This is a genomic window from Ancylobacter polymorphus (assembly GCF_030813495.1).
GTDB lineage: Bacteria > Pseudomonadota > Alphaproteobacteria > Rhizobiales > Xanthobacteraceae > Ancylobacter > Ancylobacter polymorphus.
The window spans coordinates 1-16958 of sequence record NZ_JAUSUI010000002.1 but is presented as its reverse complement, the minus strand read 5'-3'; the positions used below and the strand labels follow the sequence as shown (position 1 = coordinate 16958).

Genomic DNA, 16958 nt, shown 5'->3' with positions numbered 1-16958 from the left:
GGATGAGCCAGAGCGATCCCACCGCACCAATCGGTCCCACACTCCACCTCACCGCACTCACCGGTCAGCCAGAGGAGAGCGCGGCGCCGGCCCCGCGCCGCCCGCTCTCCCCCGCCGCCGAGCGGGCGCTGGCCGAGGCCGAAGCCCGCCGCGCCGCCGCTGCGCCGGTGGCCGGACCAAGGGAAATCGACGGCCGCGACGGCCCGGAGCCGGTGCGCTACGGCGATTGGGAAGTGAAGGGAATCGCCACGGATTTCTAGGGGCTTAGCTGGGTTCAGTCCTCGCTGCCGCCCGAAGGCCGCTCGCGGCGCAGGGACTTGATGCCGGAGCGCTTCGCCTTGCCCTCCAGCCGGCGGATCTTCGAACCGAGCGTGGGGCGTGTCGGCCGGCGGGTGATCGGCACCACCGCCGCCTCGCGCACCAGTTCCACCAGCCGGGCCAGCGCATCCGCCCGATTCTGCTCCTGCGTGCGGTAGCGCTGCGCCACCAGAACCAGCACGCCCTCCTTGGTGAGGCGCCGCCCGGCGAGCCGCTCCAGCCGCTCTTTCACGTGATCTGGCAAGGTCTTGGAGCCGCGCACGTCGAAGCGCAGCTGCACCGCGCTGGAGACCTTGTTGACGTTCTGCCCGCCCGGCCCGGAGGCGCGGATGAAGGTTTCCTCGATCTCGTCCTCGTCGAGCCAGACCCGGGGGGCGACCGGAATCATGGCCGCCGCACGTCCTCGATCGCCTCCAGCCGCTCCCGCACCCGCTCCAAATCGGCAAGGGTGGCGGAAACGCGCTCGCTCAGCCGGCGGGTGAGTTCGCGCGCGGCGTCGGGATAGCTTTCCAGCGTGCGCAGGAACATGTTGCGGGGAATGCGCAGCACCTCCGCCGGTTCCAGCGCGGTGGCTGTGGCGGGGCGGCGCGTCTCGGTAAGCAGCGCCATCTCGCCGATCAGCGCGCCTTCGCCGGCGCGGATGCTCTGGCCCGGACGCATCGCCAGCTGCGGGTCCTCCGGCGCCACCCGCAGGCTGCCCTGCTGCACCACATAGGCGCAATCGGCCGGCTCACCCTCGTGAAACAGCGCCTGCCCGCGCGCCAGCGTGAAATGGTCCACGCTGATCGCGATGACGCGCAGCGCCTCCCGCCCCATCAATGCGAGCGTCGGCACACGTTCCAGAAAGGCGATGTCGTCCTCGATGGACATTCGGCGGGCGAAACTCCAAGGCCGGACGAATCAATCGGCCAGTCAGGGCAGCAATTTGTACCCGCCGGCCTCGGTGGCAAGCAGGCTGGGGTGGGAGGGGTCTTTCTCGATCTTCTGGCGCAGGCGATATATATGCGTCTCAAGCGTATGGGTCGTCACGCCTGAATTATAGCCCCACACTTCCTGCAGAAGTATTTCGCGTGCCACCGGCTTTTTTCCAGCCCGGTAGAGATAGCGCAGAATGGCCGTCTCCTTCTCGGTGAGACGGATCTTGGAATTGCGCTCGGTCACCAGCATCTTGGCGCCGGGGCGGAACGTGTAGGGCCCGATGGTGAAGACCGCGTCCTCGCTCGCCTCATGCGAGCGCATCTGCGCGCGGATGCGGGCGAGCAGAACGGCGAATCGGAACGGCTTGGCGACATAGTCATTGGCGCCGGCCTCAAGCCCCATGATGGTGTCGCTGTCGGTGTCGTGGCCGGTGAGCATGATGACGGGCGCCTTGAAGCCGTTCTGGCGCATCACCCGCACCGCCTCGCGCCCGTCCTTGTCCGGCAGGCCGACATCCATCAGCACCAGATCCACCCGCGTCGATTCGACTTCGCTGATCGCGGCCGTGGCGCTGTCGACGGAGACCACCTCGAATTCGTCATAGAGCGAGAGTTGTTCGACCAGCGCCTCGCGCAGATCCTTGTCGTCGTCGACCACCAAAACTCGCAGAGCGTTCGCCATATCGCTTTCCCGAATATCCGCGTTCCCGAGAGAGGCCGCTGGTCGAAGCCCTTGTCCCAGGTGCCTCGTGCGTCCACTCTCACGCGAGGTTGGAGTGAAATGCCGTATGCCCCGAGTAGGCAGGCGAAGCGCATTCGGCAAGCGTCGAGGACTCGTGGGACGAAGGTGCTGCCGGTTCGTGACGTGATCGTGAACGGAAATGGCGTGAAGAAGAAGACCCTTCGCACAGAATCACACCGAAAATCCCACAGCCTTTCCCGCCTGCGCGTCGCCATGCGACCCGGCGGTCCGCTCCAGGGGCGCCAGAGGGGCTGGCTCATTGTCGAGGGCCGGCCCATTCCCGTCGCGCTCGGCCGGTCGGGAATCCGCGCCGACAAGCGCGAGGGTGACGGCGCGACGCCAAAGGGCGTCTGGCACGCGCGCGAAGTGCGCTACCGCGCCGATCATGGTCCCCGCCCGGTGACCCGTCTGCCGGTGTTTCGCATCAAGCCCGACGATGGCTGGTGCGACGCGCCGCGCCATGGCCGCTACAACCGGCCGGTCACGCGGCCTTTTCCCGCCTCGCATGAGGAGATGTGGCGGGCGGACGGGCTGTATGATCTCGTGGTCGTGCTCGACCATAACAGCCGCCCCCGCCGCGCCCATCGCGGCTCGGCGGTGTTTCTCCACATTGCGCGCGGCGCCTTCCAGCCCACGGCGGGCTGCGTCGCCTTTCGCCCGAGCGATCTGCGCCGCCTGCTCGCCCGGCTCGGGCCGCGTACGGCGATCGAGATCGTCTGACGACAAAGGCCGCGACGGACAATCCCCTCGCGGCCTCGATCGTCAGATGCGGCTAGACGCTAGCGATAGACATACCAGCAGCGGCGAACCGGGCGGCCCCAGCGGTCGCGACGCACCGCGCACACCCGCCGGCGGCGGCGACGGCGGCGGCGCCAGCCGGGAGGCGGTGGGCCGGGCGGGCCCCATTGCGTCGCCTCGATCGGCGTGCCGTCAGGGGCGTGCGCGACCGCCTCCAGCCCCTCTTCCGCTTCGGGGGCAATGTCCCGCAACTGGTTCAGCACCGCCGCCTCGGCCGACGATGTCAACAGCGCGCCGGCGGCGCTGCCCGCACCGAGCACGCCGGCCAGGCCGAGCAAAAAACCTCGTCTGTCCATGTCTTTCTCCACTCTTCCTGCCCTAGGGCTGCCGACGCCCGACAACGCGGGACGCGGAGAATGGTTCGCCGGTCGCGGCCGGCATGGCGGGGCAGGATGGGCCTCATCGTCGCGCAACGGTGCGCCCTTGCCGCCGGCCGGGCCGCGGGCGATAGTCGGGCCAGCGAATCGCGAGGTCGGACATGAACGTCTTCGGCACCAAATTCCTGGGGTGCAAATTCCTGGGGTGGATGATGCGGGCGGCACTGGCGCTTGCCGTTGCCCTGCCGCTGCTGGCGGTGAGCCCGCCCGCCCATGCCGGCAATTCGACCGGTGCGCTGATCGGCGGTCTTGTCGCCGGCGCGCTGGTCGGCTCGGCTGTCACCGCCGCGGTGAACCAGCCCAAGACCTATTATTACGCGCCGCCGCCGCCGCCCCCGCCGGCCTATTATCCGCCCCCGCCCCCGCGTCCGGTCTATGGCCCGGGCTATTGCGGCGCGCCGCCCTACCCGCCGTGCCGCACGCCGGTCTACTGAGACGCTTCGCTCCGCTCCTTCCGGTCACGCATCAGGGCACTCCCATGCTGAAGACGGCCGCTACCGCGCTCTGCCTGCTCCTTGGTCTCGCCGCCGCGCAGGCGCAGGAGACGCAGGCGCTGGATTCCTCCGGCGCCTCCACCGGGCCCTCCGCCGCCGTGCCGCCGCCGGCCCCGGCAGGGGATGCGCTCCCGGCGCCGGTCGCCTGCACGTTCGAGAAGGTGTTCGTCTGCACCGCGACCGGCTGCACTCCCTCGCCGGAGCTGGGCACGATCGATCTGCCGGCGCATTTCCTCATCCATTTCGGCGAGCAGATCATCGCCAGCGTGTCGGACGACAAGGTGCCGCATATCAGCTCGATCCAGAGCGTCATCGGCGATGGCGACACGCTGATTCTCGACGGCAATGACAATATGGCGGCCTGGGCGATCCAGCTGTCGCTCGACACGCCCGAGGCGACCCTGACCACGCTCGCCGGCGGCAAGGTGCTCACCTCCTTCGGCACCTGCGCCCCCGCCAAGTAATACGCGCCGATCCTGCGAGGCCATGAGAGCCGGCTGTTGACCGCAGCCGGCTTTTCTCTTGGCGGCGTGCGTCGTTTCGTTATAGACAGCGCTCCGCGCGGGCGTGGCGGAATCGGTAGACGCGGCGGACTCAAAATCCGTTTCTGGTGACAGAGTGTCGGTTCGAGTCCGACCGCCCGCACCAGTTCTCTCAGCAACATCACTCCCGGCCCCCGCCGTCCCGCCCCCGTGGGGCGATGACGGCGCCGCGCCGGGATCAGCTGAGATAACCCCGCTCCAGCAGATAGGCGAAGATGCGCTCGGCGGCGGCCTCGGCGGCCAGTGCCCCGCTCTCGATGGTGAGCTCGGCGGCGAGCGGTGGCTCATAGGGGCTGTCGATGCCGGTGAAGTTCCGGATCTGTCCGGCCCGCGCCCGCTTGTACAGCCCCTTCACATCGCGCGCCTCGGCCACGTCCAGCGGCGTGTCGACGAAGATCTCGACGAATTCGCCGGCGTCCAGCAGTTCGCGCGCCATCTGCCGCTCGGCGCGGAAGGGCGAGATGAAGGAGACGAGCACGATCAGACCGGCGTCCACCATCAGCCGCGCCACTTCCGCCACCCGGCGGATGTTCTCCACCCGGTCGGCATCGGTGAAGCCGAGGTCCTTGTTCAGCCCATGGCGGACATTGTCGCCGTCGAGCAGATAGGTGTGCTTGCCGAGCGCATTGAGGCGCTTCTCGACCAGATTGGCGATGGTCGACTTGCCGGCGCCGGACAGGCCGGTGAACCACAGCACCGCCGGCTTCTGCAGCTTCAGCTGCGAACGGCTGGCCTTGGACACGTCGAGCGCCTGCCAGTGCACATTGGTCGCCCGCCGCAGGCCGAAATCGACCATGCCGGCACCGACCGTCTGGTTGGTCATGCGGTCGATGACGATGAAGGCGCCGGTCTGCGGAATCTCGGCGAAGGGGTCGAGCGCGATGGGCTCATGGGTGGCGATGTTGACCACCGCGACATCGTTCAGCGCCAGCGTCTTGGCGGCCAGCTTCTGGAAGCTGTTGACGTCGATGCGGTGCTTGATCTCGGTCACCGACATGACGACGGTCCGCGTGCCGATCTTCATGACATAGGGGCGGCCGGGCAGCAGCGGGTCCTCATGCATCCAGATCAGATGGGCGGCGAACTGGTCGGAAACCTCCGGCCGGGCCGTCGCCGCCGCGATCACGTCGCCGCGCGAGGCGTCGATCTCGTCTTCCAGCGTCAGCGTCACCGCCTGGCCGGCGCCGGCTTCGGGCAGTTCCCCGTCGGCGGTGACGATGGCGGCGACGCGCGAGGTCGCGCCCGAGCCGGCGACCACCACCGCCTCGCCCACCCGCACCGTGCCGGAGGCGATGGTGCCGGAAAAGCCGCGGAAATTCAGGTTCGGCCGGTTCACCCACTGCACCGGCAGGCGGAACGGCCGCGTATGGGCGCCGTCCTCCACCTCCAGCGTGTCGAGATGGTCGAGCAGCGAGGGGCCCTCATACCAGGGCGTGTTGGCGCTGCGGGCGATGACATTGTCGCCATGGCGGGCCGAGATCGGGATCGGCACCAGCGTGCGGAAGCCGAACTGCGCCGCGAAGGCGCGGTACTCCGCGACGATCTGGTCGAAGACCGCCTGCGAATAGTCCATCAGGTCGATCTTGTTGACCGCCAGAACCACATCCTTCAGCCCCAGCAGCGCGACGATGAAGGAATGCCGCCGCGTCTGGGTGAGGATGCCCTTGCGCGCATCGACGAGGATGACCGCCACGTCGGAATTGGAGGCGCCGGTCGCCATGTTGCGGGTGTACTGCTCATGGCCCGGCGTGTCGGCGACGATGAATTTGCGCTTCTCGGTGACGAAGAAGCGATAGGCGACATCGATGGTGATGCCCTGTTCGCGCTCGGCCGCCAGCCCGTCGACCAGCAGCGCGAAATCGAGGTCCTCGCCGGCGGTGCCGTGCTTGCGCGAATCCGAGGCGAGCGTCGCCAGCTGGTCTTCGAACAGCAGCTTGGTGTCGTAGAGCAGCCGGCCGATGAGGGTGGACTTGCCGTCATCCACGCTGCCGCAGGTGAGGAAGCGCAGCAGGCCCTTGTCCTCATGGCGGGCGAGATAATCGGCGGCGCCGAGGGAGGTGATCGCCTCATTCATCAGAAATAGCCCTCGCGCTTCTTCTTCTCCATCGAGGCGGCCTCGTCATGGTCGATCAGCCGGCCGGCGCGCTCGGAGGTGCGGGCGAGCAGCATCTCGCCGACAATGGCTTCCAGCGTGTCGGCATCGCTCTCGATGGCGGCGGTGAGCGGGTAGCAGCCGAGCGTGCGGAAGCGCACGCGCTTCATCTGCGGCACCTCGCCCGGCGCCAGCGGCAGGCGCGCGTCATCGACCATGATGAGCTGGCCGCCGCGTTCCACCACCGGCCGTTCGGCGGCGAAATAGAGCGGAACGATGGGGATATTCTCGGCGAGGATGTACTGCCAGATGTCGAGCTCGGTCCAGTTGGACAGCGGGAAGACGCGGATCGATTCCCCCGGCCGCACGCGGGCATTGTAGAGGTTCCACAATTCCGGCCGCTGGCTCTTGGGATCCCAGCCATGGCTGGCGGTGCGGAAGGAGAACACCCGCTCTTTGGCCCGGCTCTTCTCCTCGTCGCGGCGCGCGCCGCCAAAGGCGGCATCGAAGCCGTGCAGCGTCAGCGCCTCCTTCAGCGCCTCGGTCTTCATCACATGGGTGTAGAGCGAGGAACCGTGGTCGAAGGGGTTGATGCCGCGCGCCACCCCGTCCTGGTTGGTATGGACCAGCAGCTTGAAGCCGAGGCGCTTGGCCATGGCGTCGCGGAAGGCGATCATCTCGCGGAACTTCCACGTCGTGTCGATATGCATCAGCGGAAAAGGCGGGGGCGAGGGATAGAACGCCTTGGCCGCGAGATGCAGCATCACGGCCGAATCCTTGCCGATGGAATAGAGCATCACGGGGTTGGCGAACTCGGCCGCCACCTCCCGCATGATGAAGATCGATTCCGCTTCCAGACGCCTGAGGTGCGTCATCCGTTCCGACGACATCGAACCCGCCTCTCTCTCCTGATCGCCGCCGCCTGTCGGCGCGCGAGTGCGGATGTCCGCGCCACGGCCACGGGCGAACGTGCTCGACCGCGACCGGGGAGCGTGGCCGGATCGCCTTCGCCCGCGGACAGAACCGCTGTCGGACCGGCGCCGGGACCAACCTCACGTCTGGCGTTCTTAGAGACGGCCGAGAGGTCGGTCAATATCTCACAGCGTGTATTTGGTGTTTCTGATTAATATACGGAAATGAGTCGTGATTAAGGGGCGCGCAGCGTTCCGGCCGTGACGCCGCTCAAAGCCCCGCTCCCGACGTGACTCCGGACGCGTCGACGCATGCCGCCTCTTCGGCGGCCCGCCGCGCCGGTGGGGTGCTCAGACCGCGATGCCGAGATGGCGCCAGAGCGGCAACAGGCCCTTGCGCAGCTTTTCGACCGGCTCGGCCAGCTCAGCGGCGTCCGCCGCGCCGAGCGTGCGGTCGCCCCGCCGCATCTTCTGTCCCGACGCTTCGATGTCGCGTATCACGCGCGCCGCGACCTCCGTTGCTTGTGCATCCGGCTCAGCGAGAAGCGCTGGGAGCGCAAGACGGTCGAACTGCCCAGCGGCGATCGCCGAGCCCGCGACCGGCGCCGCGAGGAAGCGGTGGGTGTCGGCGGTGGACGCCATCGCGCAGATCGCCGCATTGAACCGGCGCGCCGCGCTCTGGTCTCCTTTCCCGCCATCGGGACGGCAGGGAAGCACGGCGGCGTTGTGCACGAGGAGTTCGAGCACGACCTCGACATCCTTGTCGCTGAAGCCCTCGGCACGTGCCCGTTCGAGAAGCTCCGCTCCCGTCGCGGAACCCTCGCCAAGGCGCGCCGCCAGGGTGGCCACCAGCCCCGCCTTGGGCCGTGCGTCGCCGGAGGGAACCTTCCAGCTCTCCTTCCCCCCGGCCCCCATCGAGATGAGGGCGAAGCGCGCGCGCTCGAAGGCCTGCCGCTGCTCGGCCGTGGTCAGCGCGATCGGCCCCTTCACATAGACGTCGCGACGGAACTGCTTGTTGACCGCGAAGTCCTTCACCTGCTCGCGCATGGCAAGGTCGGTCGCGGAGGTCACCAGCGCGTGCATGTCCTTCGGCACGGCGAAGGAGAGCCGGTTCTCCGCGATCGAGGCCGAGCCGATAAAGGTGAGCTTTGCCTCGCGGAACTGCTCGAAGGCCTGCGTCACATAGATCGGCGACCAGTGCTCGTTGAGGAATTCATGGGCGAGATAGTGCACGTCCTGCTTGGAGATATGTTCGACCCGGCTCCGCACCGACGGATTCTGCGCGATATAGGCGCAGCCGGCCCGCGCCAGCTGGGCGATCATGTCGCGTGCGCGCCCGAGGCGGGCAAGGCTGTCACCGGTGGAGCGGGCGGCCACCTCGCGGATCATATGCTGCAGCGGCGTGATGGCGGCCCAGCCGGGAAAGGTGTTATAGCTGACATAGGCGATGCCGCCGGGCCGCAGCCGCGTGCGCAGGAAGTCAACGATCTCGCGCCGCGCTTCCGCGCTGACCCAGGTGAAGACGCCGTGCAGGGTGACGAAGTCGAAATCGTCCAGCACCGGGTCGCTGGACGCCACGGCATCGCCGAAGCTCGTTTCCAGGAAGGTGAGATTGGCGAGGCCAACCTTGTCGGCGAAGGTCTGCGCCTCGGCGATATGGGTCGGGTTGAAATCGATGCCGACGAAATCCATGTCGGGATTGGCGGCGGCGAGCAGAGCGGTGCCATAGCCGCGCCCGCAGCCCAGTTCGCAATAGCGCAGCCGCCGCCCCGCCGGCGGGCCCTTCACGCCGTTGGATTCGCAGACATAGGTGAGAAAGGCCGGAGAAAGTTCGCGATAAAACCCCAATGTGTAGGTTACATCGCTGACATAGCCGTCCATCCAACTCGCCGACATGATAACCCCCAAAGCCCGCATGTGCTTGCCGGCTACATAGGCGGGCAAATCGGGAGGGATCAAGCGGCGGCGAAGCGGTATTTCGCTGATGCCGGCGGCAACCGCCGTGACGCTGCGGCGGCCCTGTCGCCCGACCACCGGCCAAAGCAGAAGGCCGTGTCGGCGACAAGCGGTGACGCGGCGCGCCCCGCGCGTCGACTTCCGCGCCGCGTTCGAGGCCGGTGACGTCTTCGCCGCGGGATGTCCGATCTGAACCGGCGCGAAGCGCACGGTGGACCATGTGCGTTCGAACCCAGTGTCCGAATGGCAGTCGAAGGTCAGGTAGGTGACAACGAGCCGACAGGGAAGGTCATGGATCGTCGCCGCGACCTTCCGTGTTCAATGCGCGAACAGAACGGGCAGATCCGCGACCTGCAACAGTTCCCGCGTCACTCCGCCGAACAGCCATTCCATCAGTTCCATGTGCCCATAGGCGCCGGCCACCAGAAGGTCGGCGTTGAGGCGGTCGGCCTCCTGCACAAGCCGCGTCGCTGTCGGCGCGTCCGTTGGCGGCACCAGAAGGAAGTGAGGGGTGATCGTCGAAACGGGCCACATCGCGGCGGGATCGGCACTCACATGGCGCGAACCCTCGATGCTGATGGCGGATATCCGCGTCGCCGCGCCCAGCCAGGGTTCCGCCGCGAGGATGGCGTGGCGCATCGTGTCGTCATCGATAAGCCCGACGGCGATATGTGCGAAGCGCGCGCGCCCCTTGGCGCGCCAGGTTGGCGGTACGAGCATGACCGGCTTGCCGGTCGAGAATATCGCCGCATGAAGCGCGTCCGAGGCATCCATATTGGCATCGTGCGACACCACCAGCAGCGCCACGTCCGGCCCGGCTTCGCGGACCACGCCGTCGGTTTCCGCGCCGGTGACCGAGCGCCAGAAGACCGAAGTGGCCTGCGGATCACGTCCGGCCGTCCAGGCGTCAAAGGCGGTGCGCACCGCACGGGCACGCGCCTGTGGCGTCCCCTCCTTCAACTCCCGCAATTGCTGGATGCTGACCTCTTCGCTGGAGGCCATCATATGTCCGGGCTCGACCACGACCTCCAGCGCCTCGATCGAGGCGTCGGCAAGGGCCGCTGCCGCCAGTGCGGCGGCGTCGAGGGTCGCGGGCACGCTCGCCGCGCTCGTCAGGACCGCCAGTATTTTCATGCCCCGACGCTCCTCGACAGGGTGGTGATGGTGCCGGGCAGCATATAGCCCAGAGCGACAGCGGTCAGGCAGAGCGCCAATGACAGCGCAATGTTGATCAGCGCCCGGCCGGGTTCCCCCGCATTCAGCAGCGTCAGCGTCTGCAGGCTGAAGGATGAGAAGGTGGTGAAACCGCCGCACAGGCCGACCAGCACGAACTGACGGAGCTCAAGCGGCGTCGAGGTTCCGGCGGCGCCCTCGAAGAGCGCCGCGAACAGGCCGATGATGAACGACCCGCCAATATTGATGAGGATGGTGCCCCAGGGCAGCGCGTCGCCCAGAAACAGCGTGAGCCAGCGGTTGATCCCGAAGCGCAGCATGGAGCCGATGGCACCTCCCAGCGCGACATACCCGTATGACAGCATGGCCCCACCTCTCGGTTGTCGCCACGCACAAGCCCGGCGTGGTCGATGCGGTGAGGCTCCCACGCGGCCATCGGTACGCACATTCTCCATTGGGCTCGGCGCGCTGAACCATCATATGCCGTGCCTATCCCTAGGGACGAAGGACAGCCGGAAACGCTCTTCCGGCAACGTGTTGACAGCGCGGAACTGCAGCCGGTACGTGCGCAGCCCGAGCCTTCTGCCGCACCCATGGCACGCGGCCGGAGCGCAAGATCATCGTCTCAAGCATCTCGCGCATTGGGACGCGGCCCTTGCCGGCGCGGATGCCAAGCCTGCCGAAGAGGTGGGGTGGCGGATCGTCTCCCTGCGCGAGCACCGACGGATGGCGGAGTGTCGTTGATGAAGAACCTCTTCCTCGCCTGGCCGGCATGGGCCGTGCTGTCAGCGGCCTTTGCCGCCCTTACGGCGATCTTCGCCAAGGTCGGCGTGGAGAATGTCGGCTCCGATTTCGCGACCTTCGTGCGCACCCTCGTCATCCTGTGCATGGTCGCGGCCCTGCTCCTCGCCACCGGGCAATGGCAATCCCCCAGCGCGGTGTCGGGGCGCAGCTATGTCTTTCTGGTGCTTTCGGGAATCGCCACCGGCGCCTCGTGGCTGTGCTATTTCCGGGCGCTTAAGCTGGGAGACGCGGCCCGCGTCGCGCCGGTCGACAAGCTGAGCGTTGTCATGGTCGCGCTCTTTGCGACCGTGTTCCTGGGAGAGCGCCTCTCCCTCGCCAATTGGTGCGGCGTCGCCCTCATCGCCGTCGGCGCGGTTCTCGTGGCCTCGCGGTAGGCCAGCCCATCCGGGTGGCGACAGCTCGCACGCCTTGGAGGCTTCATCCGGGAACGTGAGTCCGCCAAGCGGCCACGATCCCTGTCTCATATGAATCACATGGCAGGTGAGTAGGCGGATGATGTCAAAAATTCCGTCGAACCGTCTCCGCCACAGCCTCGTCTCTCGATGTCCGAGCTGCATGGACAGGCAACTGCTGGGCGCCCCGCTCATTCCTTCGGGAGCGGCAATGAGCCGGCATTGGCCGCCTTGCCCCGCCTCGGGTGATGGACCCCCGCTGCGCCGCGCTGATAGCGCCGATCGCCTTCTGCCCTTGATGCCCGCGTGCTCGTGGCGGTCAATGGCTGCGCCGTTCTTCGCTGCGCTTCGGCCCTGCCGGGTGACAACCCGGCCTCGTTGTCCATCTCGACGAATCCGCCATTCATGCCCACTACCAGCTCGCCGCGATCACTCGGGCCGGCGGCCCGGTTTCCAAGGTCGCGACCAAGGCCGTGCTGAACCAGCTTCAGGACATCGCGGCCGCCGTCGCGCAGCGTCACGAGCCCCGGATCGAGCGCGGGCATCGGAAAACCGATCGCCTGGCCGCCGGGGCGAAGCCGTCGGAGGTGGTGAACCGCTCCGTGCGCCAGCTTCACCAGGACCTGCCAGTGGAGCTGGAAGCTCTGAACCAGCGGATCGAGGACTCCCGCGACAGGCTGGCCAAGAATGAGCGCCTGGCGAGGGAAGCCACACTGAAGGCTGAAAGGCTGGCCGACAATGCCGCCAAGTCGGACGCCGCGCGGAAGACTGCCGAGATCTATCGCCGCCGCGCCGAGGCGGCGCGCGCCGATCTGGAGGCCGCTGAAGTGGCTTTGGCCGATACCCAGGCGAAGGTAGCGGCCGCGCGGGCGGCGCTGGCCGAGACCGAAGCAGGCCGCGCTCGCTCATGTACCGCTGTCGGATCCGCCCGTGGTGGAGGCTCCTCCGCGTGTGTTCCTTCCCATGACCTCGACCACGCCGGAGGCATGGGCTGCCGAGCAGAACGTCGTGATCGCGGGCCAATGGGAAGCGATGCAGGCCGGCACAGCAGCCCGGCAGCGCGATCTTGAACGGCGGGAGCGGGAGGTGGAGGAGCGGATCAGGGTGGCGACTGAAGCGGAACGGAGCCACGGGATCCGGATCCGCCGGCGCGACGAGGAAGAGGCGGCCGAGAAGGCCCGCGCCGCCGAGCTTGCCGCCGGCCGCCGCGCGATCGAGCGGTTGAAGCAGATCGATGCGAGCCGAAGGCCGCTTGATCTGCGGGAGGTTCTCCAATCGCTGAATTTCACCGAGCACAGCGGAGGCGTCTGGCGCGGCGCGGCGGGCATGGCTGTCAAACTCGGCGACGCCGGCAAATGGCAGTTCAGGACCGGCAAGCATGCTGCCATCAAGGCCGGGCGCGGCGCGCTCGACCTTGTCGCCCTGATCCTCGGCTTCTTCGAGCGTGCTATTCTCCACCTGTGCCAGGTCTTCGGCTTCGAGCGTCTTCGGCTGGAAGTGGAGGCCGCCGCAGCAAGGGCTGGCATCGACCGGGACCAACGGCCCCCTTCAATGCCTGATGGCCCATCGATGTCGTCCCGATGTCAACATTCCCTGACATTTCCTGCGCGGGGGTCAATTTCTGGCCGTATGTCAAAGAACCTTGACGCGCTCGCCTACACACCGCGATCCCCCGCCGAGCTCGGCGCCGCCCTGCGCGCCTTGCGGCAGGCGAGGGGCATGACCCAGGCCCAGCTGGCCATGGCCTCCGGCATCAGTCGGCCGACCCTGATCAGCGTGGAGGCGGGCAAAGGCCGGGCGGATACGCTGCTCAGGCTGGTGAGGATGCTCGGCGGCACGCTCACGCTCTCACTGCCGGCTCGGGTGCCGGACCTGGCGGAGGGCGAGATGGAAATGGGCATCGACCTGTAAGCAGCGTCATGTCGGCCGAGCCCGCAATGAGGGCGGGTCGTTGCGTGGGGGACAGGGTGCGTGCGTCGGACATCGCAGGCTTTACGCCGGGCGGTGGGGTCTGGATCAGCCAGAGGCCTCCGAGGCGGGGCGCGCTGGAGCCGAATCGGCGTCTGGCGGGAAAGGCTGGCACCTGCCGCGCGGCAGGACGGGGTGAAGCGCCGCTCTGCTGGTGGAAAAGCCCGCAGACGGTCTGCTCTCTGCCGGCTGCAAGCTGCAGATACGTGGCGGAAATGCCACGCCATGTCTGTTTACAATCGGCGATGACGCCGAACCGGCGGTCGTGGTGTTGTCGGCAGGTGTCCCGGTGTGGGATCGTGCGAAAATACCGGCGCTACGTCGGTAAGTTTGAGGCTGGGGTGCCCATGCGTCCGTCGATTCTCGTTACCACGCCCGTCCGTTCGTCCGGTCGGGCGGCATCCGGCCTGCGTGCTTCGCTGCTTGCCTCTGCCGCGCTGCTGATGCTCACCGCGTCGGCCGGCGCGCTGGACCTCAACATCGGCGGCGATGGCGGCAAGGGGGGCGAAGGCACCGCGGGTGGTAAGGCTGGGTATACGACGGCGGGCGGCGCCGGTTCGGATGGAACGCTCACGGGGACGGAGGGCGGCGGTGGCGGCGGCGCAGGTTCCGCTGGCGGGACGGGCGGCACCGGCGGCGGCGATGAAGGCGGCGGGTTTGGCGGTGTCGGTGGAACCGGACCCGGCGCCAATGGCGGCGCCGGAGGGGATGGCGCTGCAGCCGGTGGCGGTGGCGGCGGCGCGGCGCATGGCTATGTCGGCGATGCCAGCGGCCTCGATAACGCTTCCGCCAGCTTTACGGGCGGCGCGGGCGGGACGGGCGGCGGCGGCGGCGGCGGCGGTGGTGGCGGTGGCGGTGGCGGCTTCGGCGCGATGGTCTCGTTTGGCGATGGGCAAACAACGATCGCAGCGGACTTTGCGGGCGGTGCAGGCGGTGCCGGCGGGGCGGGCACCAATGGTGGCTTTGGCGGCGGGGGCGGCGCCGGCCTCGTCCTTCAGGTCCTCGACGGGGAAGCCAATGTGACCTTCGCGGGTTCGGCCTCTGCCACCGGTGGTGCCGGTGGTGGTGCTGGCGCTGGTACGGACGCGTATGACACCGCAGCAGCGGGGATGGGCGGCGCGGGCCTAGTCTTCGCCAACACTTCTTTCGCTCCCGTAACCCTGACGGTTGACGGCAACGTGACGGCAGGAAATGGCGGCCAGAGCGATTCGTCGGGAATCCTGGGGGGGGGTCGGCGGTACGGCGCTCGTCATCGCCACATCTGCCAGCTCCGGTGTGACGACAGCCAATGTGAATTCCGCCCTTACCGGCGGCACGGGCGGCTCAGCCAATGCGAACGGTAACTTCGTAAGGGGCGCCGACGGCGGCATGGGCATCTTTGCCGGCAATTCCTCCGGCACGGCGGGCGTCAGCGTGCTCAACATCAACGCCAATGTCACCGGCGGCGCGGGAGGTGGGGTATCCAATGCCAGCGGGGGCCAGGGCGGCAGCGGCGGTATCGGTATCCGCGCCTATGCGTCCACAGTAACTGTGGCGAAGGGCGTCACCGTTTCCGGCGGTGCGGGGGCGTCTGCCAGTTCCCCGTTCACCAATGGTGAAGGTGGCTTCGGCATTGTGGGCTACGACTCCCATGTCGTCCTGCAGGGTGATGCCATCGTGCAGGGCGGCCTCGGCGGCGACGGCACCACCCGAGCGAGTGCCATCGTCTTCGGGGGCGACGCGAACACGCTTGAGCTCCAGGCGGATTCCAGCGGTAACGTGCCGACCCTCCTTGGCGGCGTTGACTTCGTAAATACCGCCTTGAGCACCGACAAACTGGTGCTGGGCGGCACCTATGACACGACGATCGGCGCGACGACGTTGGCCGGTTATGCGAAGGGCTTCGATGCGCTGGCGAAGACAGGCACCTCGACCTGGACGCTGACCGGGGACTTTTCCGCCAGCACGCTGAACTGGACGATTGAGGAGGGCACGCTTTCCATCAGCACAGACTCCAGTCTCGGCAAGGATTCGGCGTCGGTCACACTGAACGGCGGCACGCTGGCGGTGACGGAATACGCCACGAGCTGGCGCGACTTTTCGTTCGGCGCCAAGGGGGGCACCCTCTCCGTCGCCGACGGCAAGACGATGGCCATGGAAGGCGAAATCATCGGCGACGGAGCTCTGACCAAGGCCGGCACCGGCACGCTGACGCTGACGGAAGCCAATAGCAGCTACACCGGCGCCGTCACCATCAGCGCCGGCACGCTGGCGCTGAGCGGCACGGGAAGCCTCGCGACCGCCAGCAGCGTGACGATCGGCAAGGGAACGCTGGACATTTCCGGCACCACGAGCGGCGCGACGATCAAGGATCTGTCGAGTTCCGACAGCGGGGCCCGCGTGGTGCTGGGAAGCCAGACGCTGTCCTTAACTGCGGCCAAGGTGAACACCTTTGCCGGCGTCATCAGTGGAAACGGCGGGCTCACGGTTTCCGGCTCATTGCCCAACGGGCTGATCCTGACGGGTGACAACACCTATCTCGGCACCACGACCGTGAATGGCGCGCTGGTGATTGGCCTCAACGCGGCGTCGGGCTCGGTTGCCGGCGACATTGTCGTGAATGCGGGCGGGAGTTTTGGCTTTGGGCGCAACGACACCTACACGATCCAGAACAGCATCACCGCCGCCGCCGGCTCGCTCATCGCCTTTGCCTATGGCACCTATTCTTATGCGGGGAGCGGCGTCATCAGCGGCGACGTGCAAGTGCAGAGCGCCGAACTGCATCTGATCGCGAACGAGTTCGCCAATGCCAGCTCCCTGGACATTAATTCGGGGAGCACACTTTCCGGCAATGGCACGGTCGCGAATCTCGCCGTGAACAATGGCGGCATCCTCGCGCCGGGCAAATCGCCCGGAACCATCGCGGTGAATGGCACCGTGGCGTTCAAGGCCGGCTCCACCTACCGCGTGGACGTGACGCCGACGGGCGAGCACGATCTCCTCACGGCGACCGGCGCGGTAACCATCTCCGGCGGTACGGTGCAGGTTGTCACGGCGCCCGGCGACTATGCTTCCGGCATCCGCTACACCATCGTCACGGCGGCCAGCGTCACCGGCACCTTCGGCAGCGTGACCGACGACTACGCCTTCCTCGACGCGTCGCTCGAATACGACCCGACCAATGTCTATCTGACGCTGACGTCAAACGACGCCAGCTTCGCCTCCTATGCCCGCACGCCGAACCAGCTCAGCACCGCCACGGCGGCGCAGGCGCTCGGCGATGGCAATGCGATCTATGATGCGCTGCTGATGCTGCCTGAGAACGCCGTGCCGGCGGCCTTCGACGCGCTTTCCGGCGAGGCCTATGCCTCGGTGAGCAGCGTGCTGCAGCAGCAGTCGATCTATGTCCGCGACGCGGTGAGCGGGCGGCTGCGCCAGGCGCTGACCGCGCCGGGCGTCTCCCCGCTCGCCTATGGCCCCGGCCCGGTGAAGGCG

General features: G+C 67.7%; 18 protein-coding genes and 1 tRNA gene. 10 read left to right on the top strand and 9 right to left on the bottom strand.

Annotated elements, in window-relative coordinates; all coding sequences use genetic code 11:
- The first annotated feature begins 29 nt into the window (after window positions 1–29).
- Complete coding sequence (locus J2S75_RS04365; RefSeq protein WP_307019142.1) at window positions 30–260, top strand: DUF1674 domain-containing protein; 231 nt, start codon at window positions 30–32, stop codon at window positions 258–260.
- Between the two features lie 14 nt (window positions 261–274).
- Here the strand turns inward: J2S75_RS04365 and arfB are convergent, their stop codons facing one another.
- Genes arfB through J2S75_RS04350 form a run of 3 tightly spaced genes read right to left on the bottom strand, consistent with a single transcriptional unit; the run spans window position 275 to window position 1917 of the window.
- The gene (arfB, locus tag J2S75_RS04360; protein WP_307018545.1) at window positions 275–706 is read right to left on the bottom strand and encodes an alternative ribosome rescue aminoacyl-tRNA hydrolase ArfB; all 432 of its coding nucleotides are present in this window, start codon (window positions 704–706) and stop codon (window positions 275–277) included.
- The gene (locus J2S75_RS04355; RefSeq protein WP_244449957.1) at window positions 703–1188 is read right to left on the bottom strand and encodes a Crp/Fnr family transcriptional regulator; all 486 of its coding nucleotides are present in this window, start codon (window positions 1186–1188) and stop codon (window positions 703–705) included. Before J2S75_RS04355 ends, arfB begins: the two co-directional genes overlap by 4 nt.
- A gap of 42 nt (window positions 1189–1230) precedes the next feature.
- Window positions 1231–1917, bottom strand: a complete 687-nt coding sequence (locus J2S75_RS04350; protein ID WP_018388480.1) for a response regulator transcription factor — start codon at window positions 1915–1917, stop codon at window positions 1231–1233.
- A 273-nt stretch (window positions 1918–2190) separates the two neighbouring features.
- Between J2S75_RS04350 and J2S75_RS04345 the strand changes: the two genes are divergently transcribed.
- Window positions 2191–2697: a L,D-transpeptidase family protein gene (locus J2S75_RS04345; RefSeq protein ID WP_307018543.1), complete on the top strand. Its 507-nt coding sequence runs from the start codon at window positions 2191–2193 to the stop codon at window positions 2695–2697.
- Between the two features lie 59 nt (window positions 2698–2756).
- On the opposite strand, the gene J2S75_RS04340 is transcribed toward J2S75_RS04345, so the two are convergent.
- Complete coding sequence (locus tag J2S75_RS04340; RefSeq protein ID WP_307018541.1) at window positions 2757–3071, bottom strand: hypothetical protein; 315 nt, start codon at window positions 3069–3071, stop codon at window positions 2757–2759.
- A 182-nt stretch (window positions 3072–3253) separates the two neighbouring features.
- Between J2S75_RS04340 and J2S75_RS04335 the strand changes: the two genes are divergently transcribed.
- The 3 genes from J2S75_RS04335 (at window position 3254) to J2S75_RS04325 (ending at window position 4294) form a co-directional block, all read left to right on the top strand.
- Entirely contained in the window at window positions 3254–3586 is a 333-nt protein-coding gene (locus J2S75_RS04335; protein ID WP_307018540.1) for a hypothetical protein, read from the top strand.
- 44 nt (window positions 3587–3630) lie between these two features.
- Entirely contained in the window at window positions 3631–4110 is a 480-nt protein-coding gene (locus J2S75_RS04330; RefSeq protein ID WP_307018538.1) for a hypothetical protein, read from the top strand.
- A 97-nt stretch (window positions 4111–4207) separates the two neighbouring features.
- Window positions 4208–4294 (top strand) — tRNA-Leu (locus J2S75_RS04325).
- Window positions 4295–4366: 72 nt separating this feature from the next.
- Here the strand turns inward: J2S75_RS04325 and cysN are convergent.
- From cysN to crcB, 5 genes are all read right to left on the bottom strand, one after another.
- Entirely contained in the window at window positions 4367–6262 is a 1896-nt protein-coding gene (gene cysN, locus J2S75_RS04320; protein ID WP_307018536.1) for a sulfate adenylyltransferase subunit CysN, read from the bottom strand.
- Window positions 6262–7170 (bottom strand): sulfate adenylyltransferase subunit CysD, encoded by a 909-nt coding sequence (gene cysD / locus J2S75_RS04315; RefSeq protein ID WP_307018534.1) that lies wholly within the window; start codon window positions 7168–7170, stop codon window positions 6262–6264. Before cysD ends, cysN begins: the two co-directional genes overlap by 1 nt.
- 372 nt (window positions 7171–7542) lie before the next feature.
- Complete coding sequence (locus tag J2S75_RS04310; protein WP_307018532.1) at window positions 7543–9087, bottom strand: methyltransferase regulatory domain-containing protein; 1545 nt, start codon at window positions 9085–9087, stop codon at window positions 7543–7545.
- 378 nt (window positions 9088–9465) lie between these two features.
- Window positions 9466–10281, bottom strand: a complete 816-nt coding sequence (locus tag J2S75_RS04305) for a universal stress protein (protein WP_307018529.1) — start codon at window positions 10279–10281, stop codon at window positions 9466–9468.
- Entirely contained in the window at window positions 10278–10685 is a 408-nt protein-coding gene (gene crcB, locus J2S75_RS04300) for a fluoride efflux transporter CrcB (RefSeq protein ID WP_307018527.1), read from the bottom strand. The genes J2S75_RS04305 and crcB overlap by 4 nt, the downstream gene beginning before the upstream one ends.
- 378 nt (window positions 10686–11063) lie before the next feature.
- Between crcB and J2S75_RS04295 the strand changes: the two genes are divergently transcribed.
- The 5 genes from J2S75_RS04295 to J2S75_RS04275 all read left to right on the top strand — a co-directional run.
- Complete coding sequence (locus J2S75_RS04295) at window positions 11064–11498, top strand: EamA family transporter (protein ID WP_307018525.1); 435 nt, start codon at window positions 11064–11066, stop codon at window positions 11496–11498.
- Window positions 11499–11989: 491 nt separating this feature from the next.
- Window positions 11990–12586, top strand: coding sequence for a hypothetical protein (locus J2S75_RS04290; RefSeq protein ID WP_307018523.1), 597 nt, complete (start codon window positions 11990–11992; stop codon window positions 12584–12586).
- A complete protein-coding gene (locus tag J2S75_RS04285; protein ID WP_307018521.1) occupies window positions 12480–13427 on the top strand; it encodes a helix-turn-helix transcriptional regulator in 948 nt (315 codons plus the stop codon). The genes J2S75_RS04290 and J2S75_RS04285 overlap by 107 nt, the downstream gene beginning before the upstream one ends.
- Before the next feature lie 404 nt (window positions 13428–13831).
- The gene (locus tag J2S75_RS04280; RefSeq protein WP_307018519.1) at window positions 13832–14827 is read left to right on the top strand and encodes a hypothetical protein; all 996 of its coding nucleotides are present in this window, start codon (window positions 13832–13834) and stop codon (window positions 14825–14827) included.
- The coding region (locus J2S75_RS04275) for a beta strand repeat-containing protein (protein ID WP_307018516.1) at window positions 14775–16958 on the top strand (2184 nt) is incomplete at its 3' end. The genes J2S75_RS04280 and J2S75_RS04275, both read left to right, overlap by 53 nt.

Excerpts from the sequence above, each read along its gene's own strand:
- cysD (WP_307018534.1), bottom strand. The coding sequence starts at position 7,170 with ATGTCGTCGGAACGGATGACGCACCTCAGGCGTCTGGAAGCGGAATCG.
- crcB (WP_307018527.1), bottom strand. The coding sequence starts at position 10,685 with ATGCTGTCATACGGGTATGTCGCGCTGGGAGGTGCCATCGGCTCCATG.
- J2S75_RS04355 (WP_244449957.1), bottom strand. The coding sequence starts at position 1,188 with ATGTCCATCGAGGACGACATCGCCTTTCTGGAACGTGTGCCGACGCTC.
- J2S75_RS04295 (WP_307018525.1), top strand. The coding sequence starts at position 11,064 with ATGAAGAACCTCTTCCTCGCCTGGCCGGCATGGGCCGTGCTGTCAGCG.
- J2S75_RS04350 (WP_018388480.1), bottom strand. The coding sequence starts at position 1,917 with ATGGCGAACGCTCTGCGAGTTTTGGTGGTCGACGACGACAAGGATCTG.
- J2S75_RS04280 (WP_307018519.1), top strand. The coding sequence starts at position 13,832 with ATGCGTCCGTCGATTCTCGTTACCACGCCCGTCCGTTCGTCCGGTCGG.
- J2S75_RS04285 (WP_307018521.1), top strand. The coding sequence starts at position 12,480 with ATGACCTCGACCACGCCGGAGGCATGGGCTGCCGAGCAGAACGTCGTG.
- arfB (WP_307018545.1), bottom strand. The coding sequence starts at position 706 with ATGATTCCGGTCGCCCCCCGGGTCTGGCTCGACGAGGACGAGATCGAG.
- cysN (WP_307018536.1), bottom strand. The coding sequence starts at position 6,262 with ATGAATGAGGCGATCACCTCCCTCGGCGCCGCCGATTATCTCGCCCGC.
- J2S75_RS04330 (WP_307018538.1), top strand. The coding sequence starts at position 3,631 with ATGCTGAAGACGGCCGCTACCGCGCTCTGCCTGCTCCTTGGTCTCGCC.
- J2S75_RS04305 (WP_307018529.1), bottom strand. The coding sequence starts at position 10,281 with ATGAAAATACTGGCGGTCCTGACGAGCGCGGCGAGCGTGCCCGCGACC.
- J2S75_RS04345 (WP_307018543.1), top strand. The coding sequence starts at position 2,191 with ATGCGACCCGGCGGTCCGCTCCAGGGGCGCCAGAGGGGCTGGCTCATT.
- J2S75_RS04340 (WP_307018541.1), bottom strand. The coding sequence starts at position 3,071 with ATGGACAGACGAGGTTTTTTGCTCGGCCTGGCCGGCGTGCTCGGTGCG.
- J2S75_RS04335 (WP_307018540.1), top strand. The coding sequence starts at position 3,254 with ATGAACGTCTTCGGCACCAAATTCCTGGGGTGCAAATTCCTGGGGTGG.
- J2S75_RS04310 (WP_307018532.1), bottom strand. The coding sequence starts at position 9,087 with ATGTCGGCGAGTTGGATGGACGGCTATGTCAGCGATGTAACCTACACA.